This window comes from Xanthocytophaga agilis, from assembly GCF_030068605.1.
Taxonomy (GTDB): Bacteria; Bacteroidota; Bacteroidia; order Cytophagales; family 172606-1; genus Xanthocytophaga; species Xanthocytophaga agilis.
Genome location: NZ_JASJOU010000006.1, coordinates 140,730 through 166,061, shown reverse-complemented (window position 1 = coordinate 166,061; position 25,332 = coordinate 140,730). Strand labels below are relative to the sequence as shown.

Annotated in this window: 16 protein-coding genes; 8 read left to right on the top strand and 8 right to left on the bottom strand. The window is 38.6% G+C overall.

What is annotated here, in order from left to right:
• Positions 1 to 7: 7 nt before the first annotated feature.
• The gene (gene rlmD / locus QNI22_RS18750) at positions 8 to 1,429 is read right to left on the bottom strand and encodes a 23S rRNA (uracil(1939)-C(5))-methyltransferase RlmD (RefSeq protein WP_314512987.1); all 1,422 of its coding nucleotides are present in this window, start codon (positions 1,427 to 1,429) and stop codon (positions 8 to 10) included.
• A 282-nt stretch (positions 1,430 to 1,711) separates the two neighbouring features.
• Between rlmD and uvrB the strand changes: the two genes are divergently transcribed.
• The 7 genes from uvrB to QNI22_RS18715 all read left to right on the top strand — a co-directional run bounded on the left by uvrB (position 1,712) and on the right by QNI22_RS18715 (position 15,685).
• The gene (gene uvrB, locus QNI22_RS18745) at positions 1,712 to 3,733 is read left to right on the top strand and encodes an excinuclease ABC subunit UvrB (RefSeq protein ID WP_314512985.1); all 2,022 of its coding nucleotides are present in this window, start codon (positions 1,712 to 1,714) and stop codon (positions 3,731 to 3,733) included.
• 109 nt (positions 3,734 to 3,842) lie between these two features.
• Complete coding sequence (locus QNI22_RS18740) at positions 3,843 to 4,793, top strand: 1-phosphofructokinase family hexose kinase (RefSeq protein ID WP_314512984.1); 951 nt, start codon at positions 3,843 to 3,845, stop codon at positions 4,791 to 4,793.
• A 249-nt stretch (positions 4,794 to 5,042) separates the two neighbouring features.
• Positions 5,043 to 5,648, top strand: coding sequence for an RNA polymerase sigma factor (locus tag QNI22_RS18735; RefSeq protein ID WP_314512982.1), 606 nt, complete (start codon positions 5,043 to 5,045; stop codon positions 5,646 to 5,648).
• Positions 5,649 to 5,857: 209 nt separating this feature from the next.
• Complete coding sequence (locus QNI22_RS18730; RefSeq protein ID WP_314512980.1) at positions 5,858 to 6,886, top strand: FecR family protein; 1,029 nt, start codon at positions 5,858 to 5,860, stop codon at positions 6,884 to 6,886.
• A gap of 30 nt (positions 6,887 to 6,916) precedes the next feature.
• Complete coding sequence (locus QNI22_RS18725; RefSeq protein WP_314512979.1) at positions 6,917 to 10,468, top strand: SusC/RagA family TonB-linked outer membrane protein; 3,552 nt, start codon at positions 6,917 to 6,919, stop codon at positions 10,466 to 10,468.
• Positions 10,469 to 10,514: 46 nt separating this feature from the next.
• Positions 10,515 to 12,047 (top strand): RagB/SusD family nutrient uptake outer membrane protein, encoded by a 1,533-nt coding sequence (locus QNI22_RS18720; RefSeq protein ID WP_314512977.1) that lies wholly within the window; start codon positions 10,515 to 10,517, stop codon positions 12,045 to 12,047.
• Between the two features lie 80 nt (positions 12,048 to 12,127).
• Positions 12,128 to 15,685, top strand: a complete 3,558-nt coding sequence (locus QNI22_RS18715) for a VCBS repeat-containing protein (protein ID WP_314512975.1) — start codon at positions 12,128 to 12,130, stop codon at positions 15,683 to 15,685.
• Positions 15,686 to 15,819: 134 nt separating this feature from the next.
• Here QNI22_RS18715 and rfbA read toward each other — a convergent pair whose 3' ends face one another.
• From rfbA to QNI22_RS18680, 7 genes are all read right to left on the bottom strand, one after another.
• Positions 15,820 to 16,680, bottom strand: coding sequence for a glucose-1-phosphate thymidylyltransferase RfbA (gene rfbA, locus QNI22_RS18710; RefSeq protein ID WP_314512973.1), 861 nt, complete (start codon positions 16,678 to 16,680; stop codon positions 15,820 to 15,822).
• A gap of 68 nt (positions 16,681 to 16,748) precedes the next feature.
• A complete protein-coding gene (locus tag QNI22_RS18705; protein ID WP_314512971.1) occupies positions 16,749 to 17,738 on the bottom strand; it encodes an SDR family oxidoreductase in 990 nt (329 codons plus the stop codon).
• A gap of 90 nt (positions 17,739 to 17,828) precedes the next feature.
• A complete protein-coding gene (gene rfbB / locus QNI22_RS18700) occupies positions 17,829 to 18,884 on the bottom strand; it encodes a dTDP-glucose 4,6-dehydratase (protein WP_314512969.1) in 1,056 nt (351 codons plus the stop codon).
• A gap of 73 nt (positions 18,885 to 18,957) precedes the next feature.
• Positions 18,958 to 19,983 (bottom strand): UDP-glucose 4-epimerase GalE, encoded by a 1,026-nt coding sequence (galE, locus tag QNI22_RS18695; protein ID WP_314512967.1) that lies wholly within the window; start codon positions 19,981 to 19,983, stop codon positions 18,958 to 18,960.
• An 86-nt stretch (positions 19,984 to 20,069) separates the two neighbouring features.
• Positions 20,070 to 21,359 (bottom strand): nucleotide sugar dehydrogenase, encoded by a 1,290-nt coding sequence (locus QNI22_RS18690; RefSeq protein WP_314512965.1) that lies wholly within the window; start codon positions 21,357 to 21,359, stop codon positions 20,070 to 20,072.
• Positions 21,360 to 21,528: 169 nt separating this feature from the next.
• A complete protein-coding gene (locus tag QNI22_RS18685; protein ID WP_314512963.1) occupies positions 21,529 to 22,476 on the bottom strand; it encodes a UDP-glucuronic acid decarboxylase family protein in 948 nt (315 codons plus the stop codon).
• Between the two features lie 90 nt (positions 22,477 to 22,566).
• Entirely contained in the window at positions 22,567 to 23,877 is a 1,311-nt protein-coding gene (locus tag QNI22_RS18680) for a UDP-glucose dehydrogenase family protein (protein WP_314512961.1), read from the bottom strand.
• 315 nt (positions 23,878 to 24,192) lie between these two features.
• Here QNI22_RS18680 and QNI22_RS18675 point away from each other — a divergent pair, with 315 nt between their 5' ends.
• Positions 24,193 to 25,332 carry an acyl-CoA dehydrogenase family protein gene (locus QNI22_RS18675; RefSeq protein WP_314512959.1) on the top strand — a complete coding sequence of 380 codons (1,140 nt, stop codon included), beginning with the start codon at positions 24,193 to 24,195 and terminating at the stop codon, positions 25,330 to 25,332.

Genomic DNA, 25,332 nt, shown 5'->3' with positions numbered 1-25,332 from the left:
TTTTTATTTAGTTACTCACAGGTCTTTTCTCCAGCCATGCTACATTTTCTACATGGTATGTATGCGGAAACATATCTACAGGCTGAACAGCCATTACAACATATTTCTCATCCAGTAGAGCCAGATCCCGAGCTTGCGTAGCAGGATTGCAACTTACATAGACAATACGTTGTGGAGCTACTTTCAGCAGCATTTCGACTACCTTGGCATCCATACCAGCTCGCGGAGGATCAGTAATGACTACATCCGGATATCCATTCGCTTGCAGAAAGTCTTCCGTCAGCAAATCCTTCATATCGCCAGCAAAAAATGCGGTATTGGAGATGCCATTCACTTCCGAATTGATTTTAGCATCTTCAATGGCCATAGACACATACTCTAATCCAACCACTTTTTTTGCCTGACGAGCTACAAAGTTGGCAATCGTACCTGTACCTGTGTACAAATCATATACCAATTCATTCCCTTTAAGATCAGCATAACTTCTTGCTATTTTATATAATTCTAGCGCCTGTTCTGCATTCGTTTGATAAAAGGATTTAGGCCCGACTCTAAATTCCAGATCCTCCATCTTCTCTGTGATGTAGGGTTTGCCATGGTAGGTCACAACTTCCAGATCATGAAATGTCTCATTTCCTTTGGCATTGATCACATATTGTAGTGAGGTGATAGCAGGAAATGTATCTCTCAGAAAATTAAGTAAAGCATAAAGCTTTGGTTCATCTTTGGAAAACACTTGTACAATTACCATTAATTCACCAGTGGTGGTAGTACGGATAATTAAGTTCCGCAAAAAACCTTCTTGCTTTACCAAATCAAAGAAAGGATAGTTATTCTGACGAGCAAATTCTCTTACTGCCAAACGGATCTTATTAGAAGGGTCAGGCTGTAGATAACAAGTTTCTATATCCAGTATTTTATCGAATCGTTTGGGAATGTGAAAACCCAACGCTGTTCGATCTGTTATTTCTCCTTTCTGCATATCCTCATCTGTCAGCCATCGGTTAGATGAGAAGGTATATTCAAGTTTATTGCGGTAATAGGTAGTTGCTTTGGAAGGAAGAATGGGTTGTATTTCAGGCAAGTGAATCTTTCCAATCCGCTCAAGATTGTCAGTTACCTGATCCTGCTTTTGCGCAAGTTGTGTTGTATAGGGAATATGTTGCCATTTACATCCTCCACAAACTCCAAAATGCTGGCAAAATGGAGTAGTTCTTTGAGACGAGGCTTCATGGATTTTTATTACCTGTGCTTCCCAAAAATTTTTCTTTTGCTTGAATACACGCAAGTCTACAACATCACCTGGAGCCACTATGCCTTCAATAAATACCACAATCTCTCCATAACGGGCCAGACATTTTCCTTCTGCAGCAAAATCGCTGACAGTAATTTTCTCCAGAATGGGATAACTTTTATTCTTTTTTCGCATACGAGTGCAAAATTACGGAAATGTCTCCGAAAAACAGTATTTACCAATGATTAGAAAACAGAATGTATTTAATAGTTGGATGAATACATGAAAAGTCTAAACAGAGGCATATATAAAACCTGCATTTTTATGTCTTGGCCAAATTATTTATCTTTCATACACAGGAACTTATGTATAAGTAAAAATCGTTCTTCAAAAGGCCTTTTCCTAAGACTTTTCACTTTGAGAAGAGGTTTTTAGCAGCATGTTTTTCAAAATCACTATTGAAAACCGGATTAATTTATGTCTTTTCAGATAACATCAGAATACCAACCAACAGGCGATCAGCCTAAAGCTATAGAACAATTGACAGAAGGAGTATTAACAGGAGAACCTTCTCAAACATTACTAGGTGTAACAGGTTCTGGTAAGACATTTACTATTGCCAATGTTATCCAGAATGTAGAGAAACCCACTCTGGTATTAAGTCATAACAAAACTCTGGCAGCTCAGCTGTATGGAGAGTTTAAACAGTTTTTTCCCAACAATGCGGTTGAATACTTTATTTCCTATTACGATTATTACCAACCAGAGGCCTATATGGCCACTACAGATACCTATATTGAAAAGGATCTGATGATTAATGAGGAAATAGAGAAACTACGGCTTTCGGCTACCTCAGCTCTTATGAGTGGGCGAAGAGATGTGATTGTAGTGGCGTCTGTATCCTGTATTTATGGTATGGGTAATCCGGAAGAATATGAGAAGAGTATTTTACAGTTGCAAAGAGGACAGACACTGGCTCGTAACCGACTTTTATTTTCATTGGTCGATATTTTATATAGCCGAACAGAAGCAGAATTTACACGTGGTACATTTCGGGTTAAGGGAGACACTGTAGATGTGTTCCCTGCTTATGCGGATTATGGTTACCGGATTATCTTTTTTGGAGACGAGATAGAAGCACTGCAACGTATAGATCCTCAATCAGGCCGGAAGCTTTCTGACCAACCAGCTATTTCTATTTTTCCAGCGAACCTATTCGTAACAGGACGTGATACATTAAATAGCGCCATCCAGCATATTCAAAGTGACCTGGTAGCACAGATACGTTATTTTGAAGAAGAAGACAAGTACCAGGAAGCACAGCGTATTAAAGAAAGAACTGAATTTGATATGGAAATGATGCGTGAACTCGGTTACTGTTCAGGTATCGAGAACTATTCGCGCTATTTTGATGGTCGGATTCCAGGTGCAAGACCCTTCTGCTTGCTGGATTATTTTCCAGATGACTTTTTATTGGTGGTGGATGAAAGCCACGTCACCTTACCTCAGATCAGGGCTATGTGGGGCGGTGACCGATCCCGTAAAACAGCACTGGTAGAGTTTGGATTTCGACTCCCTTCTGCATTGGATAACAGACCTCTTACCTTCAATGAATTTGAGGAGTTAACCAATCAGATTATTTATGTTTCGGCAACTCCTGGAGATTATGAACTAAGACGATCTGAAGGCGTTGTGGTTGAACAAATCATTCGTCCTACAGGCTTGTTGGATCCGGAAATAGAAGTTCGTCCAAGTCTGAATCAGGTAGATGATCTGCTGGATGAAGTAGAAGAAAGAGTAAAACTAGAGGAAAGAGTATTAGTCACTACATTGACCAAACGTATGGCAGAGGAGTTGACTAAATACATGGACAAGTTAGGAATCCGATGCCGATATATTCACTCAGAAGTTAAAGCCTTAGATCGGGTGGAGATTCTTCGCGAATTACGTCTGGGTGTATTTGATGTACTGGTAGGTGTAAACCTGTTACGTGAAGGTCTTGACTTGCCAGAGGTAACGTTAGTCGCTATTATGGACGCTGATAAAGAGGGATTCTTGCGAGATGTACGATCTTTGATACAGACAATAGGAAGAGCAGCTCGTAATGACAGAGGCAAAGTAATCATGTACGCAGATAAGATGACACAATCTATGCAGAAAGCTATTGATGAAACCAATAGACGGCGCCTCATTCAGCAGGATTACAATACAGCCAATGGTATTACACCACGCACAGTGAAAAAATCGCGCGAGGCCATTCTTACTCAGACATCTGTAGCCGATGCCCGAAAGGAAGCCAAACAATATTATGTAGAGAGTGAGGAGGTAAGTGTAGCTGCTGATCCGATTGTTTCTTATATGTCACGGGACCAACTGGAAAAATTACTTCAGGAAACTCAGAAAAAGATGGAACGTGCAGCCAAGGATCTGGACTTTGTGGAAGCGGCCCGCTTCCGGGATGAAATGACAGAATTAAAACGTATGCTTAAAGAACGTTGATTTTTGTTGGAAAAGAGTAGAATAAAGTAATATTTTGCCTTTGCTGTGATCTGTTAGTACAGATCACAGCATTTCAACAAATTAATCTTTACTAGGACAGCTTCTTTACATGGGTATTGTAACATTAACCTTAAATCCAGCCATTGATAAAAGTACAAGCATTGATCGGCTGGTACCAGAACATAAACTACGTTGTGAAAATCCTAAGTTTGAAGCGGGTGGTGGTGGAATTAATGTGTCAAAAGCGATACATAAATTAGGAGGGGAGAGCCTGGCTATCTTCCCAGCGGGTGGTCCATCTGGTACTCTTTTGATTGATTTGTTACAGCATGATAAAATTACCTGCAAGGCTATTCCCACAGAACAATGGACTCGAGAAAATTTTATTGTTGTTGATCATTCAACCAATGCACAATATCGATTTGGGATGCCTGGACCTCAACTTTCAGAAATAGAGGCTTTGTCGTGTCTGGAAGCGATAAAGGCTGCCCGGCCAGATTATCTGGTAGCAAGTGGCAGCTTACCTCCTGGATTGCCTGCTGACTTCTATGCCAGAGTAGCAAAGGTAGCAAAAGAAATCGATGCACGTCTGATTCTGGATACCTCTGGAGAGCCACTGAAACTGGCAGCTAATGAGGGCGTATTTTTACTCAAACCTAATTTGGGTGAGCTTAGTAAAATGGTAGGAGTAGAGACGCTGGAAACAGATGATGTAGACGATGCAGCAAAAGAAATAATAAATCGGGGAGATTGCGGAATTGTAGTTGTCTCTATGGGGCCTGCTGGTGCGCTACTAGTCACCAAAGATGGACATGAACATATACCAGCGCCCACTGTTTTGAAGAAAAGTACGGTTGGAGCAGGGGATAGTATGGTTGCAGGTATGACCTGGAGCCTTGCTAATGGCAAGACACCTCAGGAGATGGTCCGTATGGGAGTTGCTTGTGGATCTGCAGCTACTATGAACTCTGGAACTCAGCTATTTAAAGTAGAAGATGTATATAAGCTATATGACTGGATTTGCACATATAGTGCTCGTTATAGTCATCCAAATATCTGAAAAGGTAATTATTGAAAACATGAGACAAAACCTTTTGGCATATAAGCCAGAAGGTTTTTTATTTATAATACTTACTTACTCTTTAAATTTTGCTTCTCGTTATAAAGTAAAGCATTCCACTTTATAACAATATGGTCAATCTACTAAGGAAAAGTTTTATACAACTAAGGAGACATAATAGTATTTTTAAAATAAAAGATTTACATTTACTAATGTAACTATGACTTGTTCTATATTTTCCTACCAATCATGTCAAAGCAGGTGCTTCAGCAACAGGATGGAATACTCTGGAACCAGTTCCGGGCAGGGGAGCTATCTGCTTTTACGGAATTGTATAACACCTATGTACAAACATTGTACAACTATGGCAAACGTTTCACTCCTGACAAGGCATTGATAGAAGATTCTATTCAGGATTTGTTTATTGAATTATGGAATAAGAAAGATCACCTAAGTGACACTGACTCTCCCAAGTACTTCCTGATGAAATCACTTAGAAATAAGATGCTGCGGAAACTGGAGCGAGAACACAAATACATACTCAATAATCTTTCAGAAGATTATGATTTTGAGGTAGAACTTTCTTATGAGTTCTCCCTGGTCACTGAACAAGCTTCTATTGAGCAACGACAACAACTGCAACAAGCTCTCCAACAATTAACCAAACGTCAGCGAGAAGTAATTTTTCTTAAATTTTATGAAAATCTCTCCTATGAAGAGATTGCATCCCTTATGGCTATTGAATTGCGTTCTGTATATAATCTGGTCTCAAAAGCTATTGATGTTATCAAGCGTTATATAAGCCGATTGTTTTTGATACTTATATTTTTAATTTTTTCTCCCTCCTTTGAATAACCTCCTCTTATTACTCTACTCCTGTCTTTTCAAATGAAAAGCATGCATCCTTTTAAGAAACCAGATTAACTGACAAGGTATTTGGGTTGGGGAAAAACTATTGGATAATTTTTTGAAAAATTTTTCAAAAAAAATGATGAAGTTTTAGTATCCCATGTATTATGTGTATATAAGACAATTATTTTTATCAATAATCCTCTTCTCTTTATATGGATTATCTACACTATACAGCTCTGGATTTTGCACTGGATGAACATTTTCAGAAATGGATTCTATGTCCTGATGAAGAAACCGATTCATTCTGGGATACATGGCAACTCCAACACCCAGAAAAAAGAAATGAATTAGAAGAAGCTCGCCAGACTATACATGCTCTTCAATTCAAGACTGATCTTTTGTTAGAGGAACAACGGCACCGTATGCTTCAAAACATACTGAGTAGTATACAAAAGAAGGAGTTGATACTTCCTATCGTTAAAGAAGAAAAAAAACTAACCTGGTATACCAACTGGAAACACATTGCAGCTGGCCTGCTTATAGGAACATTTGCAGTTTCTTCTATTTCCTACTGGTATTTAAACCAACAGGTATCCTATGCTACAAAGTATGGAGAGATACGAAGAATTACACTTCCTGATCAAACGAAGGTTACACTCAATGCACATTCAACGCTGCATTTTGAACGCAACTGGCAATCTGACAAACCTCGTGAAGTATGGTTAGAAGGAGAAGCTTTTTTTGAAGTTACCAAAAAAACGCCTCATGATCCGGCAGCCAGATTTCAGGTGCACACAGATGATCTTACTGTAGAGGTAATGGGAACAAAGTTTAATGTTAATCAACATGAACACCAGACAGCTGTCAGCCTTAATGAAGGGAAGATCCAACTCAAACTAGAAACAGCTAAACCGTCAAAGGATATTCTTATGGTTCCTGGTGAGATGGTAAAGTTCTCAGAAACCAATCAAAAGATAGAAAAGATTACTATTCAGGCAGAGAATCAAAGTTCCTGGACAAAAAATTTTTGGGTATTAACAAATACTTCACTAGCAGAAATAGCTAAACGTATTGAGACAACATACGGATATGAAGTCTCTATTACCAATGAACAACTCTTATCTGAAAGTATAACTGGCGTATTACCAACACGCAATATTAAAAATCTTCTTGATGTATTATCCACTACATACAATGTTAAAATCCAGATTACCAACAATCGGATAACCATCTCGAAATAGTTCCCCTACTTTTTAAAACAAATGTGTTCCATGAAAAACAACCGCTACCATCTTTTCCTTGGCACAGTACTCCTATCCGGATCTGTGTACTTATCAGGATTTGCACAGAGCCTGGCTGCTGTCCAGATTCCGAGACCAACCTTAGAAAAATCTGAACCTGCAGCCCAGTCTTTGATACAAGTTCTGGGAGAATTGGAAAACAAGTATGACGTCCATTTTACGTACAAGAATACTGTACTAGAAAACAAGACGGTCAAGGCTTTTTCTTCTTCCTCACAGGAGCTAGGTAAAATTCTGGATGAACTACTAACCCCTCAAGGTTTGAAGTACAAACGGATTGACAACATCTATGTGATTTATGCTCCGGAAGAAAAAGTTAATTTCAAGTTGATTAAGCATATTTCCAGAGAGTCAGAGCACGACAATGCAGTAGCATCCAACCAAATTAATGCTATTGCATTACCAAAGGCGGAAAGATTGCAAAATCTCCTAAACGCACAGGAAATCACAGTAAGTGGTAAAGTTTCCGGCGAGGGTGGTGATGCAATGCCAGGAGTAAGCGTATCCATTAAAGGAACTACCAAAGGGACTACAACCAATGGAGAGGGACGTTATACTTTAGGTGGTGTACCTGAAAACGGAGTATTGGTATTCTCATCCATTGGGTATACAACAGAAGAAATACAGGTAAGCAATCGAACAATCATAGATGTACAACTGAATCCTGATTTACAAGCTCTGAGTGAAGTGGTTGTAGTAGGCTATGGAACACAGAAGAAAACATCTGTAACAGGTGCAATATCAAGTGTATCTTCCAAGGAGATTGCGGCATTACCTGTGCCTAGCGTAGAACAAGCCATTCAAGGACGGGTTGCAGGTGCCATTGTAACAAACAATGGCGCACCAGGCGAAGCGCCTCTGGTACGTATTCGAGGTATTAGTTCTATCAACTATGCCTCTAATCCTCTCTATGTAGTAGATGGCATTGTTAATGTTGGAGACTTCTCTAACTTCGATTCAAAAGATATAGAGTCAGTAGAAGTACTCAAAGATGCAAACTCTGCTGCTATCTATGGATCACGAGCAGCGGCTGGAGTTGTATTAATTACTACTAAAAAAGGTACAAGAGACGGTAGTATCCATGTAAAATTAGATTCTTATATAGGTGTCCAAAAGGCATGGAACAAACTTGATCTTCTAAATCGAGATCAGTATCTTCAATATGGTACAGCGCTCCGAAACAATGCAGGAGCAGCGCTTCCGCCTCGCTTCTCGACTATGAACGATCCTATTTATGAGGGTTCCTCTCAGACATTTGCTCAAACAGATACAGATTGGCAGGATGCATTATTTCAATCTGCTCCTATTACACACAATAATATATCTGTATCTGGAGGAAATGAAAAATCAAGGTTTTATTCTTCTGTGGGTTATTTCAGTCAGTCAGGTATCATGAAAGGGACAGGATATGATCGGTATAACTTCCGCATGAACTCTGACCATCAATTATTAAAAGGTGTAACACTTGGTCAAACATTGTTAGTTTCTTATGGGTATCAGCGTAGAGAGCAAAATGCTGGTGGCCGTTCACAGATTCAGAATATGATTCGTATGACACCTTATATTCCTTTATACAATCCAAACAATATTGGTGGTTATGGTGGTACGACTGGTGCTGATGGCTCTGATCCTCAAAACCCTGTTCGAGCTGCATTACAGGATCTGGATCAAACCTCAAATGTGAGAGTTCTAGGTTCACTATTCCTAGATGTATCGCTTACTTCCTGGCTAAAATACCGCTTCAATGTAGGTGTGAACTATCAGACTTCCCGAGAGTACATTTATCAACCTATTTATTCGGAAGGCTTCAACAGTCGCAACCCCGCTGTATTACGGGAAATTCGTTCCAATAGCTTTTCTCCAGTGTATACCAATCAACTGACATTTGATAAAACATTTGGAAAGCATACCATTAATGCTCTGGCAGTTGTCGAATACCAGTCTTTGAAATCTACAGCCATAGATGCACAGGGAACAACCACATCCAATGAACTTAAGGAATTGAATGGATTAGATAACAGAACATTTACTGGTACACGTAATGATTGGGTGGTTTACTCCTATATTGGACGTCTGAATTATGAATATGCAAACAAATACCTAGTAAGTGCTTCCATTCGCCGTGATGGCGCATCTCATTTTGCTCCGGGAAAAAAATTCGGCAATTTCCCTTCAATTGGCATAGGTTGGAGAATCAGTGAAGAAAACTTTATGAAGAATATTCCATTTATCTCAGAATTAAAGTTGAGAGGTAGTTATGGATCTTTAGGGTATATTCCAGCCAACTATTTATGGCAGGCAACCGTTACAGCTAATACTTCAGTAGGAGTTGGTGGATCCCCTGTGCTAGGAGCCTATTATGACAAGTTAGGTAACAGAGAGCTGGAATGGGAAATAACTAAAATGAGCAATGTTGGTCTGGATGCAGGATTTTTGAATAATAGAGTTAACTTCTCTCTTGAGTATTATGTAAGAAATACGGACAATCTGATCCTGGAAGTTTCGCCTGCCGTATCTGCCGGGTACTCAAATCCAACTATTGCCAATATTGGAAAGATGAAGAACTGGGGCTATGAGTTTCAGGGCAGTTACAACCAGACATCGGGAGCTTTTCAATGGAGTATTGGAGCTAATATAGGTGTTGCCAAAAATGAGGTAAAACAACTGGATTCGCCTACTAGTGTATTAGATAGAGGTGCTCTTCAGGACTATGGTAACACAAGCATTACACGTACAGAAGCTGGGCAACCTGTACAATCTTTCTATGGTTGGCTAGTTGATGGAATCTATCAGAATGAATCTGAAATTATAGGAAATGACAATAAGCCCAGTTCTGCAGTTCAAAACCTACCTCTCAATAACGATGGAACTGTTAACTTGACAGAATACAATAAAGCCGATAACAAGGGGAAATACACTCGTCCTGGAGATATTCGGTTTAAAGATGTGAATGGAGACAATCAGATCACAGATGCCGACCGGGTATACCTGGGTAGCTTCCTCCCTAAATTTACATACGGCCTTAACCTTTCAGCTAACTACAAAGGTTTTGATCTGAGTATGTTCTTCCAGGGAGTGCAAGGAAATAAAATCTATAATGGCACACGTGTATTAACAGAAGGAATGCTTCGATTATTTAACTCAAGCACAACAGTATTGGACGCATGGACTCCAGATAATACAAATACGAACATACCACGTGCTGTAGATGGAGATCCTAATTCCAATAGTCGTACTTCTAATCGGTTTATTGAAGACGGGTCTTATCTACGTTTGAAAAATTTCAGCATCGGATATACCGTCCCCGCAGATGCACTTAAATCCTTCACTAAAGGCTATCTGACCAATGTACGGCTCTATGTATCTTCTCAGAACCTATTCACCATAACAAAATACAAAGGATATGATCCAGAAGTAGGTTCTCGACTTAGTGTAAATAATGGAAGCTTGGTACAAGGTATTGATTATGGACAGTTCCCTCAAGCCCGAACTCTTATTATTGGCTTACAAGCAGGGTTTTGAAGCTCTTTGCATGCATAATTTATAGTATTCTAAAAGACACTATCGTATGAAAAATACATTAAAAAAATTTGGCTTAGTTGTGATAATGCTGTTAGGGGCATGTAGCGAAGATTCCCTTGATAAAGTCAACCCCAATGGTGGGACTCCACAATCCTATTATTCCAATGCAGATGAACTTACCAAAGGAGTAAATGCGATCTATGCTATGGTACAAAGTCCTCGACTTACAGGTCGTGAATGGTTCTTCTTACACGATTTACGATCTGATGATGTAGCTTCAGGAGGAGGACAACTCGAAGGAGCTAGGAATCAGGTTTTAACAGGTTCACTCCAAACCAGTAATGGTGTAATGACGGATGTTTGGAAGGGATATTATCGTACTATTCATCGGGCTAATGCGGTAATTGTAGGCTCAGAAAACACACAAAACATTACAGACGAATTAAAAAATAGGCTACTAGCTGAAGCAAGATTTCTAAGAGCATGGTCTTATTCTGAACTGGTTGCTTTTTGGGGAGCAGTTCCTGTATATAAGAAACCAACTGAAACACTTGCAGAATCTGCTCCACGTTCAAACGTAGATGAAGTATATCAGTTTATTATTGATGAGTTAACAGCTATTCAAGCAGATCTCCCTCTTTCCTATGGCTCAGACGACAAGGGCCGGATTACCAAGGGAGCTGTGCAAGCTCTTTTAGGTAGAGTCTATATGACCATAGGAGATTATTCTTCCGCCAAAACAGAGCTTGAAAAAGTAAAAGATTCTAAAGTTTATTCTCTGGTTAGCAATTATTCTGATAACTTTAAAGAAGAGACTGGATTTAACAGCGAATCTATTTTTGAGATCAGTTTCCAAAATAGTTCTTTTAACTGGGATTATGATGGAAATAATTTGGGAACAGAAGGAAATAGTCGTACACAGGAATATTCCGCCATTGGATGGAGAAACCTTATTCCATCAGATGCATTATTAGGTGACTATGAACGTACCGGCAAGGGAGACGCCAAAAATGATCCTCGCTTTAGTGACACATTTTATCGGATAGGAGATAAATTCAACAACGATGCAAGCACCTTAACAGATGCTCTGGTACAAGGCAATTTGTCAAACTTTGCCGGTGGACAGGAAAAGATTAGTTGGAAAAAGTACACTAGCATGTATAAAAATGACCTTACTTTCTATACTGGTGCCATGAATATGCGTATCATCCGGTATGCAGAAGTATTATTGATGTTGGCAGAATGTGAAAACGAAGTAGGTACTCCTGCTAATGCGATTGCGTATTTGAATCAGGTACGTAGCAGGCCCAGTGTAAGTATGCCTGCATATCCAACTACCAATTATCCTGTAAACAGCAAAGCTGAAATTTTTCGTGCTATTCAGCATGAGAAACGGGTAGAACTGGCAGGGGAGCAAATCCGGAATAGAGATATTCTACGTTGGAGAAAACAAGGGAAACTCACTTCTGAACCTATTAGCTACTTCCAAGCCAATAAATATGAGTTGCTACCTATTCCGCAGGAAGAGTTTTCAACCAATGCCAGTCTGAAACCAACAGATCAGAATCCGGGCTATTAATACAGAAATTATTTTTACTGTTCAGGCCCCTTCATTGTATGAATGATGGGGCCTTTTTGTTGATTCTAACCACTACTCTTATGAATATAATCCGAATCTGTGTTTGGATACTGTGTTTGGGAGGATTACTGGGATGTAATTCTCCCAAAAAAGAACCTCTCTTTACACTACTTACATCTGATCATACAGGTATCACGTTCAATAATCAGATAATGGAAAGTGATACATTTAATGCACTGCGGTTTGAATATATTTACAATGGTGGTGGAGTAGGAGTAGGGGATATAAACAATGATGGGCTTCAGGATATATTTTTTGCAGGTAATATGGTTTCCAGCAAACTGTATCTTAACAAAGGAGATCTTCATTTTGAAGATATTACTGCAAAAGCGCGTGTCAGTACTAACTATTGGTGTACGGGTGTAGCTATGATTGATTTGAATCAGGATGGCTTATTAGACATCTATGTTTCCACTATACACCCAGATAAAGATAAAAAAGTACCAAACCTATTTTACCTTAATAAAGGCATTGACGCACAAGGCAATGTCACCTTCGATGAAGTTGCCAGTCAAATAGGTCTGGCAGATAGCAGTTATTCTACTCAGGCAGCCTTTCTGGATTATGACCGAGATGGCGATCTGGATATGTATTTACTTACAAATTCTTCACATGAAAATTACGATCGAAACCAGGCTGTAGGACAACACACAGATGGTACAGGGAAAAGTGTAGACAAGTTCTTTCGCAATGAAGGTAGTGGAGCCAATGGACTACCCAGCTTTAAAGATATTTCCAAAGAAAGTGGTATTCAAACAGAAGGATGGGGATTGGGCATTGTCGTTAATGATATTAATCGAGATGGGTATCCGGATATCTATTGCGCAAACGATTTTCTTTCCAATGATCATCTATGGATCAATAACTGTAATGGCACCTTCTCTAATCAGGCAAAGAAAGCATTCAAGCATACAGAACACAACGGAATGGGAATGGATATTGCCGACATAAATAATGATGGGCTTAATGACATAGTTGTGATGGATATGATGCCAGAAGATAATCTTCGTCAAAAAACAATGTTTTCTACAATAGGATATGATCGTTTTTTTCTGAATCGTAGACAAAATTACCAGAACCAGCACATACGAAATGTACTACAGATAAATAATGGGAATGGTACCTTTAGTGATATTGGCTATCTGGCGGGTATATACGCTACTGACTGGAGCTGGAGTAGCCTGCTGGCAGACTTTGATAATGATGGATATCGGGACTTGTTAGTCACAAATGGATATCGGAAAGACATTACAGACCTGGATTTTGTAAGCTATAGTAGGGAAGCCTCTTTGTTTGGAACAGATGAAGCCCGTATAAAAAATGCAATTAAAGCGGTTAAAGGATTAGAGGGTGTCAAAAAGCCTAACTGCATTTTTCATAACAATGGTGATCTAACCTTTACTAATCTTGCCAGCGAGTGGGGAATGGATCAACCTTCTTATTCTAATGGAGCAGCCTATGCAGATTTCGATAATGATGGGGATCTGGATATGGTAATGAATAATATCGATGAGGAAGCTTTTGTATATCGCAACAATGTGGTTCAACTACAAAAAGAAGCTTCTAAATCTAATACAAACCATTTTTTAAGAATACGTCTTCAAGGAGACAAACCCAATACTTCAGGACTAGGAGCCAAGGTATGGGTTTACTACAATGGTAAAACACAATACACAGAACACGAGATTCAAAGAGGTTATAAATCAACCATCGAAGATTATGAGCATTTTGGTATGGGAAAAGCTACAAAAGTTGACTCTTTGGTTGTAATCTGGCAAAATGGCAACAAACAACGTCTAGGTACTCTCTCAACAGACCAGATAATCACTCTGCAAGAAAAAAATGCTCAAAAACAATCCATCAAATCATCGACAACAAAGCCTTTTGTTTTTGAAGAAATCCATTCAATTACATATAAACATCAGGAAACTGACTTTCCTGACTTTAAGTATGGACAAGCTTTATTACCTCATAAACACTCTCAACAAGGTCCCTCTATTGCTGTTGGGGATATTAATGGTGATGACTTAGATGATTTCATCATTGGCGGCTCTGCCAACGATCATGCAACTATTTTTTTGCAAACAACAGATCATCAGTTCAAACAACAGTCTTTGCCTAATAAGACCTCAGAAGATACAGGTATATTACTTTTTGATGCAGACAATGATGGAGACAATGACCTCTATTGTGTAAGTGGTAGCAGCGAATTTGGAAAAGAAACGCATCAGTATCAGGACAGGTTTTATCGTAATAATGGCAAAGGAGTATTTACCCCTGATAGTAATGCTCTACCTAAAACAGAAAGCAGCGGTAGCTGTGTGGTAGCCTGTGACTATGATAAGGATGGAGATTTTGACCTATTTGTAGGAGGAAGGGTTTCACCAACTCAATACCCTATTGCCCCTGTGAGCTATTTATTGCAAAATGATGGAAAAGGCCATTTCTCAAATAATACTCAAGAACTATGTCCGGAACTGGAAAAACCAGGAATGGTTACTTCAGCTCTCTGGACCGACTACGACAATGATGGATGGACTGACCTGATTGTAATAGGTGAGTTTATGCCTATTACATTCTTCCACAATAAACAAGGAAAGCAATTTGAAAAATCTGAACTACCTAATTCCGGAGGTTGGTGGAACAGCATTACAGGAGGTGATTTTGACAACGATGGAGATATAGACTATGTAGCAGGAAACCTGGGTAGGAATTCATTGTTTCAGGCATCAGAAAAATACCCTGTCTGTGTGTATGCCAAAGACTTTGATCAGAATGGTACAATGGACCCTGTACTTTGCAGATATATTGATGACAAAGAATATATCTCTCATCCACGTGAGACATTAACAGATCAGATAGTAAGTTTCCGTAAAACACTAACAAGTTATGCTTTATATGGGAAGTCTACTTTTGCAGAGTTGTTTGATTCAGAAAAACTGAAAGATGCTCTTATTCTTAAAGCTACAACCTTTTCTTCTATTTATCTTGAAAATCAGGGCAAGGGACAGTTTGTTATGCACCCGCTTCCTGTACAGGCACAATTTTCACCTATTTTTGGACTGCTTACTGATGATGTGAACAATGATGGAAATTTGGATATTTTGGCAGTAGGCAATGACTACAGTAGAGAAACACTCTCAGGTTGGATGGATGCAGGAATAGGTCTGTATTTACAGGGAAATGGAAAGGGCAACTTTACTTCAGCAACAATAACAGAAACCGGATTTCAGGTAGATGGAGATGCTAAAGCACTTACCCAAATAGTAGTAAGTACAAACGAAAGATTAGTGATAGCTACACAAAACCAGGATAGTGTAAAGGTATTTGAGCATCCACAAAATAAAGACGCTACATTTTCCTACATACGGTTAAATCTAACAGACACTAAAGCAGAGTTACGATGGGCAAATGGAAAGAAACGTCTTGAAGAGTTTCATTATGGTTCTGGCTATCTCTCACAAACAACACACACGTTAATTGTACCAAATGGTGTCACAGAAGTTTTGATCTTCGATCAGAAAAGTCAAAGCCGCAAAATTGTTGTTCATTCAGAGATTGCTCAACATTCCAGATAAATAAGTTTTATACCTATAAAATGATCGGATTGCTATTAAAATAAAGAGGGAACAAAACTTAAGTAAGCTAGTATGATTGCTTAAGTTTTATTCCCTCTTTATTTACTTTAAACTTTGATTTTTTATAATAAAAATCACCCAAGTACACTCATCAGATACTTGCCGTACCCACTTTTTACAAGAGGTTGTGCAATTTCTTCAAGTTGACTAGCAGAAATAAAACCTTCCCGATAAGCCACCTCTTCAATACAACCAATTTTTAAACCCTGACGCTCCTCTATTACCTGTACAAAAGTACCAGCCTGCATTAGTGAAGTAAATGTTCCTGTATCCAGCCAGGCAGTACCCCGATCCAAAACACCAACATGCAACTTACCCTCTTCAAGGTATTTTCGATTTACATCTGTTATCTCCAGTTCACCTCTTGGACTAGGTTTTAAATTTTTAGCAATTTCCACTACATCATTATCATAAAAATATAAGCCAGGAACCGCATAGTTGGATTTGGGTTTGGCAGGTTTTTCTTCAATAGAAACCGCTTTCATATTTTTATCAAACTCAACAACACCATATCGCTCCGGGTCTGTCACATGGTAGGCAAATACTCTTCCTCCAACTGGGTCATTATGCTGCTTCAATAATTTTCCCAAACCACTTCCATAAAATATATTATCTCCTAAAACGAGGGCAGCCTTATCATTTCCAACAAATTCCTTTCCAATGATAAAAGCTTGGGCTAATCCATCAGGACTAGGCTGAATAGCATAAGAGAAATTGCATCCCAGACGTGATCCATCACCTAAAAGCTTTTGGAACATAGGCATGTCATGGGGAGTAGATATAAACAATATGTCTTTAATGCCTGCAAGCATTAAAGTAGATAATGGATAATAAATCATGGGCTTATCATACACTGGCATTAATTGTTTACTTACTGCCAGTGTAAGTGGATGCAGGCGGGTTCCAGATCCACCCGCAAGTATAATACCTTTCATATAAGCTTATTAAGAGTGAGTATTGAATACTAAATACCTGTCTTGAGATTATTTTATGATGTTGCTGATCAAGCTGTGTAATTATCTCTGAACCACTCGACGGTAATTTTTAAGCCCTGCTCAAACCGAACTTTAGGATCATAACCCAGTAAGCGAGTTGCTTTTGAAATATCTGCAAGACTATCCCGAATATCTCCTGCTCGGTTAGGTGCATGTTCAGCAACAATGACAGGATTAATATGATCTTTCAGAATAGAAAACAATTGATTTAATGAAGTTCGCTCACCAACAGCAATATTATAAACCTGATTAACAGCATCTTCAGAAGCAAAGGCTGCCTTAATATTTGCTTGTACTGCGTTTGCAACAAAGGTGAAATCACGAGTTTGCTCTCCATCACCAAATATTCTAGGCGATACTCCATTTCGTAATGCATCAATCATTAATGGAATTACAGCAGCGTATGCCCCCTGAGGACTTTGTCTTGGGCCAAACACATTGAAATAACGTAATCCGATGATTTGCATGCCATATGTTTTGCCAAATACATCTGCATACAATTCATTCACATATTTAGTTACTGCATAAGGAGAAAGCGGTCTTCCGATTTCATCCTCTATCTTAGGAAGCTTTTTACTATCACCATAGGTTGAGGATGAAGCAGCATAGACAAACCGTTTCACTTTCGCATCTCTGGCAGCAACTAACATATTCAAAAATCCATCAATATTCACAGTGTTAGTTGTGATAGGATCATTTACACTACGTGGCACAGATCCCAGAGCAGCCTGATGCAGTACAATATCAATATTCTGACAAGCGGTCTGACATGTCTCCAGATTACGAATATCACCCTCTATAAATTCAAAGTTTGAATATGACATAAATGTCTCCAAATTTGCCCGATAGCCAGTAGATAAATTGTCCAACACACGAACCTTGCCTGCATTATATTTCAGCAGATACTCAACCAGATTAGATCCAATAAATCCGGCTCCTCCCGTTACTAGAAAATTATAAGAAGATAAATCTTTTGTATGAAAAGGTGTTTCGTACATAAAAAGGTCAGAAGATATATACTGTATAATGTCATATTGCTAATAATAAGACATTATACAAGATTGCCTTTTACAATCAGCAAATTAAAATTATGAATGTTGATATTGTTTAGTGTAATAGTCCTGATAAGCGCCAGAGGTTACATTTTCAAGCCATTCTGTATTGGTTAAATACCAATCTACTGTTTTTTCCAGTCCTTCTTCAAATTGAAGTGAAGGTTTCCACCCCAAATCATTCATTATTTTTTGAGCATCAATAGCATAACGAAGATCATGTCCGGCCCGATCAGTTACAAAAGTGATAAGCTTCTCAGACTCACCTTCAATTCTATTAAGCTTTCTATCCATAATACGACATAACAAACGAACTAGGTCTATATTTGTCCATTCATTAAAACCACCTATGTTGTAGGTTTCGCCAATTTTTCCTTTATGAAAAACTACATCTATAGCAGCAGCATGATCCAGAACATATAACCAATCTCTAACATTTTCCCCCTTTCCATAAATAGGTAGAGGCTTATAGTTTTTGATATTGTTAATACATAAAGGGATTAGCTTTTCAGGAAAATGGTTAGGTCCATAATTATTAGAGCAATTAGATAATACAACAGGCAGTTTGTATGTATTATGGTATGCTCGTACAAAATGGTCAGAAGCTGCTTTGGATGCAGAATAAGGAGATTGGGGATCGTATGATGTCTCTTCTGTAAAGAATTCATCCGGATTATGCAGGGAGCCATATACCTCATCAGTAGATACATGATAAAATAAATGATTATCCAGATCATCCTTCCAAGCTTCCTTCGCAGCATTGAGTAGTTGTACTGTACCAATTACATTTGTATGGACAAATGCCAGTGGGTCTTTAATAGAACGATCTACATGGCTCTCAGCTGCCAGATGAATTACCCCGTCAAAGTTATGTAGTGTAAATAAAACCTTCAGAGCTTCTGCATCCGTAATATCTCCTTTTATAAAAGTGTAGTTTGATGCATTCTCAATATCTTTCAGGTTAGCCAAATTACCAGCATAGGTAAGTTTGTCAAGATTAAAAATATGGTAATCTGAATAACGGTTTACAAATCGTCTTACAACATGCGATCCTATAAAACCTGCTCCTCCAGTGATAAGTATCTTTTTCATAATATCTTGATTCAAAACTTCAGACAGTGTAAACTTCTTTGACCTCTATCAGAAAATTATTGTCTTGTTCTTATTATTTAGATTGTAATTTTTGTTGCCAGTTCCAGGCATCTCGCATAGCTTCCTTCAAGGAAAGTTCTGTGTGCCAGTTTAATACTTCTGAAGATTTATTTACCTCTGCATAAATTTTTTCTATATCACCAGGTCGGCGTGGACCAATTTTGTATTGTAACTTTATACCAGTAGCCTCTTCAAAAGCATGAATAGCTTCTAATACAGTGCTTCCCTTACCAGTGCCAATATTGAAAACCTCATAATATGAGTCTGAGGTTTCTTTTTCTAATAGTTGTAAGGCTTTCACATGCGCTTTTGCCAAGTCCACAACATGAATAAAATCTCGTACACAGGTACCATCTGAAGTATTATAATCATTACCAAAAACTGTAATAGGAGGGCGTAATCCTGCCGCAGATTGGGTAATGAACGGAACAAGGTTTCCAGGTACTCCTCTTGGTAATTCACCAATTTGAGCAGAAGGATGGGCGCCCACTGGATTAAAATAACGTAAAGATATTGCTTTGAGAGGCTTATGTCCAATAGCTACAGTCTGACGAAGTATTTCTTCACACATCTGCTTTGTTGCTCCATATGGAGACTGAGCAGGTAGGAAAGGCGTTTGTTCTGTAACAGGTAACTTCTCAGGCTGTCCATATACTGTACAGGAAGATGAAAATACCAATTGGCTTGTATTGTATTGCAACATCAGTTCCAATAACACCTGCATAGAGCCAAGGTTATTGTGAAAGTACTCCAACGGTTTTTCTACAGATTCTCCTACAGCTTTATAAGCTGCAAAATGGATAATACCCTGTATTGATTTCTCCTGCTGGAATATTTCTTCCATCTCCAATTTATCATTGCAATCTATTGCATAGATTTTGGGAGCTTTACCAATAATTGTTTCTATACCTTTTAATACACTTCTCTCTGAGTTGGAAAAATTATCGACAATGATTGGCTCATAACCAGATTGGTATAGCTCAACTACAGTATGAGAGCCAATAAAGCCGGCACCTCCAGTTACTAATATCTTACTCATTTAACTGATTATGTGTATGTTAGCAATTTAATATATAAACAAAGTCCTGAAATACCAAAGCATTTTTATTTTACAAGTAACACTAATTATAGGGACCAGTAGATTAACTTCTGAATCTTATTTCGGAAAACACCTTTGATATCTACTAATATACCACTTCCATTACTAAGTGAATGAAAATAAGACTCTTCTAATGTCAGATAGGGCTTGTGATTCACGGCAACTACAATTGCATCATATTGTCCCTGGGGTTTCTCTATCAGCCCAAAACCATATTCATGGGTTAATTCTTCTGAATCAGCATGTGGATCTACTACATCAACCTGTACACTAAAGTTAATAAGTTCACTCACAACATCAGCCACTTTAGAGTTACGTATATCTTCTACGTTTTCTTTGAAGGTTGCCCCCATAACCAGTACCCGTGACTTGGTAATATCTTTGCCCTGTTTAGCCATTAACTGAACAGTTTTTTTCGCCACATAGGCTCCCATGGAGTCATTAATCTGACGTCCACTCAGAATTACTTCCGGAGTATGTCCCAACTCCTTTGATTTATAGGTCAGATAGTAGGGATCTACACCTATACAATGACCACCTACCAAACCTGGACTAAATTTGAGAAAATTCCACTTAGTACCAGCCGCCTCCAGAACCTCATACGTATTGATCTTCATTTTATCAAAGATCATAGAAAGTTCATTCATCAATGCAATATTAAGATCTCTCTGTGTATTTTCAATAATCTTTGCAGCCTCCGCAACTTTAATAGATGACGCTTTATAGACTCCTGCATCCACAACCAACTCATATACTTTTGCAATTATATCTAATGATTCAACATCGCATCCAGAAACCACCTTTGTAATTTTTGAGAGTGTATGTTCTTTATCACCAGGATTGATACGTTCAGGAGAGTATCCAACTTTAAAATCATTTGGAAACTTCAATCCAGACTCTCTTTCTAAAATAGGAATGCAGTCCTCTTCTGTACAGCCGGGATAAACTGTTGACTCATATACAACATAGTCTCCCTGTTCGAGCACTTTTCCAACTGAAACTGAAGCACCTATTAAAGGTTTTAAATCAGGCATTGTATGTGCGTCAATAGGTGTAGGAACGGCCACAATAAAGAATGAAGCCTGCCTCAAAACATCCAGAGAATCAGTAAAGGTAATATCACAACCTGTAAACTCTGATGAATCAAGTTCCCCACTAGGATCAATACCTTGCTGCATTAGCTGAATACGTTTAGCATTGATATCAAATCCAATGACTTTGATTTTTCTGGCAAAGGCCAATGCAATAGGGAGTCCTACATAGCCTAATCCGATGACGGCTAATATTTTTTCCTTGGTAACAAGCTGATTATACACTGACAGAATAACTAGATGAGTATATGTGTGAATAAATTAATGCCTCAAAAATAGTATCTTTTTGGCAACCTGAGTCTTTTTCAAAAAAAAATAGGCAGCTATCAGTATGTTTTTAGTGAATTTTCCACTAATCACATCTGATAACTGCCTACACAAAACAAGATAGGCGTTATTTTTTCTCTTGAGAAACTATTTTTTTAAAATACTCATATGTAATTTTTAATCCTTCTTCGCGTGATACCTTTGGCTCCCATCCCAGGATCTTTTTTGCCAGAGTGATATCTGGCTGGCGCTGCTTAGGATCATCCTGTGGAAGTGGCTTATAAATCAACTTTTGCTGAGTGCCTGTTAATTTGATAATCTCTTCACCAAATTGTTTGATTGTAATCTCAGAAGGATTGCCAATATTAACCGGAGAGGCATAATCACTTAGCAACAACCGATAAATACCTTCAACAAGATCATCTACATAACAGAATGAACGGGTTTGTGAGCCATCACCAAAGCAGGTAAGGTCTTCACCACGTAAAGCTTGGCCAATGAATGCAGGCAATACCCGGCCATCATCCAAACGCATTCTAGGGCCATAGGTATTAAAGATACGTATAATACGGGTTTCTACACCATGATACGTGTGGTAAGCCATAGTGATGGCTTCCTGAAAACGTTTTGCTTCATCGTATACTCCACGAGGGCCTACAGGGTTTACATTTCCCCAGTAATCTTCTTTTTGTGGGTGTACCAGAGGATCTCCATATACTTCGGATGTAGAAGCAACCAGTATACGTGCTCCCTTTGCACGAGCAAGTCCCAGCAGATTATGAGTCCCTAAAGATCCAACTTTTAACGTCTGGATTGGTATCTTCAGATAATCAATAGGACTGGCAGGAGAAGCAAAATGTAAGATATAATCCAACTGTCCTGGAACATGTACAAACTTTGAAACATCATGATGATAGAATTCAAAGTTTGGCAGCTTGAACAGATGTTCAATATTACGCAGATCACCTGTGATCAGGTTATCCATAGCTATTACATGATAGCCTTCTTTAATAAAACGATCACATAAGTGCGACCCTAAGAAACCGGCTCCTCCGGTGATGAGTACTCTTTTCATATAGTTACGTTAGGCATTTCTGATCTCTCAATGAAGATAGAAAACAGTCTTTTATAATTTTATCAGAGATTCCTGAATCAGGAAATAAACTTAGGCTACAACATCTCTGCCTATACTATAGTAAGTATAGCCTAGTTCACGCATTTGATCAAGTTCAAATACATTCCGGCCATCAAAGATCACTTTATTCTTCAATAAACTACTGATTCGCTCAAATTCTGGAGAACGGAATTCTGGCCATTCTGTTACAATAAACAAAGCATCTGCGCCTTCCAATGCTTCATAAGGACTATTTGTATAGATAATCTGATCCCCCAGAATACGTTTAACATTTTCCATAGCCTCTGGATCATATGCACGCACATTAGCACCAGCAGCTACTAATTCTTTAATATTTTCCAACGCAGGTGCTTCGCGTATATCATCTGTATAAGGTTTGAAGGCCAGCCCCCAAACAGCAATAGTTTTACCAGACAAGTCGTGGTTAAAATATTGTTTGATTTTGGGAAGAAGTTTTGTTTTCTGATTTTCATTTACTCCCATGACAGCTTCCAGAATCTTGAAATCATAAGAATATTCTTCGGAAGTCTTATGCAAAGCCTGCACATCTTTTGGAAAACAACTTCCACCGTATCCAATACCTGCAAAAAGGAATCGTTTGCCAATGCGTGAATCTGTCCCAATACCACGACGAATATCATCTACGTTTGCACCAACTTTTTCACATAAATTGGCAATTTCATTCATGAATGTGATCTTGGTAGCCAAAAATGCATTGGCAGCATATTTTGTCATTTCTGCAGAACGTTCATCCATGAAGATGACAGGATTACCCTGACGTACCAGTGGAGCATATAATTTGCTCATTACTTTACGTGCCTTCTCTGAATTTGTACCAATTACCACCCGGTCTGGCTTCATAAAATCTTCTACAGCCACACCTTCACGTAAGAACTCCGGATTGGAAACAACATCAAATTCAACTTTAGCATTTTTAGCAATGCGTGCATGTACCTTTTCAGCTGTTCCTACAGGTACAGTACTTTTATCAACAATTACTGCATAATCTGCCAGTAATGGACCTAAGTCATCAGCTACTTTCAATATATACTTAAGATCTGCTGAACCATCTTCTCCGGGAGGTGTTGGCAAAGCTAAAAAGATAACTTCTGCATCTTTTATGCCTTCGGCCAGATTAGTAGTGAAAAGCAATCGCCCTTCTTTGATGTTACGGTCAAATAACACATCAAGGCCTGGTTCATATATAGTAATGACACCACTTTTCAGCTTTTCAATTTTATTAACATCAATATCAACACAAGTAACACGGTTCCCCGTTTCAGCAAAACAAGTTCCGGTTACAAGACCAACATATCCGGTTCCGACAACAGCAATTTTCATAAAATAAAGGTTTGTGAGGTTTTAACTGATTGATATATAATTTTTCTTTTTAAAATGTGTGATTTTTTCAATTAGGCACCCAAACATGAGTGTTTATACAAATCTGGAATCAAAAGTAAATATTTTGAAGTAATCACAAGTTTAATTTTTCTGGAATTTCTTCTTTCGTTTTGTTAATGTAAGATTTAGTCATACTAAAACTGTACTTATTCGATATTTTTTTGAATATTAGAGACACACATTGCCTGATTGCTTATTTGATTAGATTAGACCAATGTATCACCTTCTCAACAACTATAAATCTAAATGATAGCTATGGTAACAGAGACATTCGAAAACCTGGACTTGATAGCTCAGAGTACACGAGAATTTGCCCTCAGGCATATTGGTCCTTTTGTAAGAGAGTGGGACGAGAAGCAACATTTTCCAGTAGAATTATTTAACCAGTTAGGAGAACTAGGTTTAATGGGAGTACTTGTACCAGATGTATATGGTGGTGCAGGACTCAACTATGTAGCTTATGTAACAGCTATTGTTGAGATAGCCAAGGTAGATGGAGCCATTGGACTTTCCATGGCAGCTCATAACTCTTTGTGTACAAATCATATCTTACAATTTGGAAATGAAGATCAAAAGTATCAGTATATCCCTAAATTAGCTACAGGTCAATGGATAGGAGCATGGGGCCTCACAGAACCAAATACCGGGTCTGATGCTGGTAACATGCGCACTGTAGCTATACAGGATGGGGATTACTGGATATTAAATGGTAGCAAGAACTTTATTACACATGGAAAATCCGGAGATGTGGCAGTTATCATTGCTCGTACAGGTGCACCGAATACACACACAAATGCATCTGCGTTTATTATAGAAAAGAACACACCTGGATTTTTTGCTGGTAAAAAGGAAGACAAACTAGGTATGCGGGCATCTGAAACAACAGAGTTAATATTTCAGGATTGCCGAATACATAAGAGTCAACTCCTAGGTAAAGTAGGCGAAGGCTTTAAACAAGCACTTGCCATTCTGGATGGCGGGCGTATATCCATTGCTGCCTTAAGTATTGGAATAGCTATAGGAGCCTACGAAGCAGCACTTCAATATGCCAAAGAACGTCATCAGTTTGGAAAGCCTATTGCAGATTTTCAGGCTATTCAATTCAAACTGGCAGATATGGCAACACAAATCGAAGCAGCCCGTCTCTTAACTTATCAGGCTGCAGATCTGAAAGATCGAAAGTTACCTGTATCTAAGGCTTCTGCCATGGCTAAGTATTATACGTCAGAAGTTGCTGTAAAAGTTGCGAATGAGGCAGTCCAGATCTTTGGAGGGTATGGATATATCAAAGATTTTCCTGTTGAAAAATACTATCGTGATGCCAAACTTTGTACTATTGGAGAAGGTACCAGTGAGATACAGAAAATGGTAATCGGACGGGAAATTTTACATTAG

What these genes read in the sequence shown, in the direction of transcription:
- rlmD (WP_314512987.1), bottom strand. Translation starts at nt 1,429, where the DNA reads ATGCGAAAAAAGAATAAAAGTTATCCCATTCTGGAGAAAATTACTGTC.
- uvrB (WP_314512985.1), top strand. Translation starts at nt 1,712, where the DNA reads ATGTCTTTTCAGATAACATCAGAATACCAACCAACAGGCGATCAGCCT.
- QNI22_RS18740 (WP_314512984.1), top strand. Translation starts at nt 3,843, where the DNA reads ATGGGTATTGTAACATTAACCTTAAATCCAGCCATTGATAAAAGTACA.
- QNI22_RS18735 (WP_314512982.1), top strand. Translation starts at nt 5,043, where the DNA reads ATGTCAAAGCAGGTGCTTCAGCAACAGGATGGAATACTCTGGAACCAG.
- QNI22_RS18730 (WP_314512980.1), top strand. Translation starts at nt 5,858, where the DNA reads ATGGATTATCTACACTATACAGCTCTGGATTTTGCACTGGATGAACAT.
- QNI22_RS18725 (WP_314512979.1), top strand. Translation starts at nt 6,917, where the DNA reads ATGAAAAACAACCGCTACCATCTTTTCCTTGGCACAGTACTCCTATCC.
- QNI22_RS18720 (WP_314512977.1), top strand. Translation starts at nt 10,515, where the DNA reads ATGAAAAATACATTAAAAAAATTTGGCTTAGTTGTGATAATGCTGTTA.
- QNI22_RS18715 (WP_314512975.1), top strand. Translation starts at nt 12,128, where the DNA reads ATGAATATAATCCGAATCTGTGTTTGGATACTGTGTTTGGGAGGATTA.
- rfbA (WP_314512973.1), bottom strand. Translation starts at nt 16,680, where the DNA reads ATGAAAGGTATTATACTTGCGGGTGGATCTGGAACCCGCCTGCATCCA.
- QNI22_RS18705 (WP_314512971.1), bottom strand. Translation starts at nt 17,738, where the DNA reads ATGTACGAAACACCTTTTCATACAAAAGATTTATCTTCTTATAATTTT.
- rfbB (WP_314512969.1), bottom strand. Translation starts at nt 18,884, where the DNA reads ATGAAAAAGATACTTATCACTGGAGGAGCAGGTTTTATAGGATCGCAT.
- galE (WP_314512967.1), bottom strand. Translation starts at nt 19,983, where the DNA reads ATGAGTAAGATATTAGTAACTGGAGGTGCCGGCTTTATTGGCTCTCAT.
- QNI22_RS18685 (WP_314512963.1), bottom strand. Translation starts at nt 22,476, where the DNA reads ATGAAAAGAGTACTCATCACCGGAGGAGCCGGTTTCTTAGGGTCGCAC.
- QNI22_RS18680 (WP_314512961.1), bottom strand. Translation starts at nt 23,877, where the DNA reads ATGAAAATTGCTGTTGTCGGAACCGGATATGTTGGTCTTGTAACCGGA.
- QNI22_RS18675 (WP_314512959.1), top strand. Translation starts at nt 24,193, where the DNA reads ATGGTAACAGAGACATTCGAAAACCTGGACTTGATAGCTCAGAGTACA.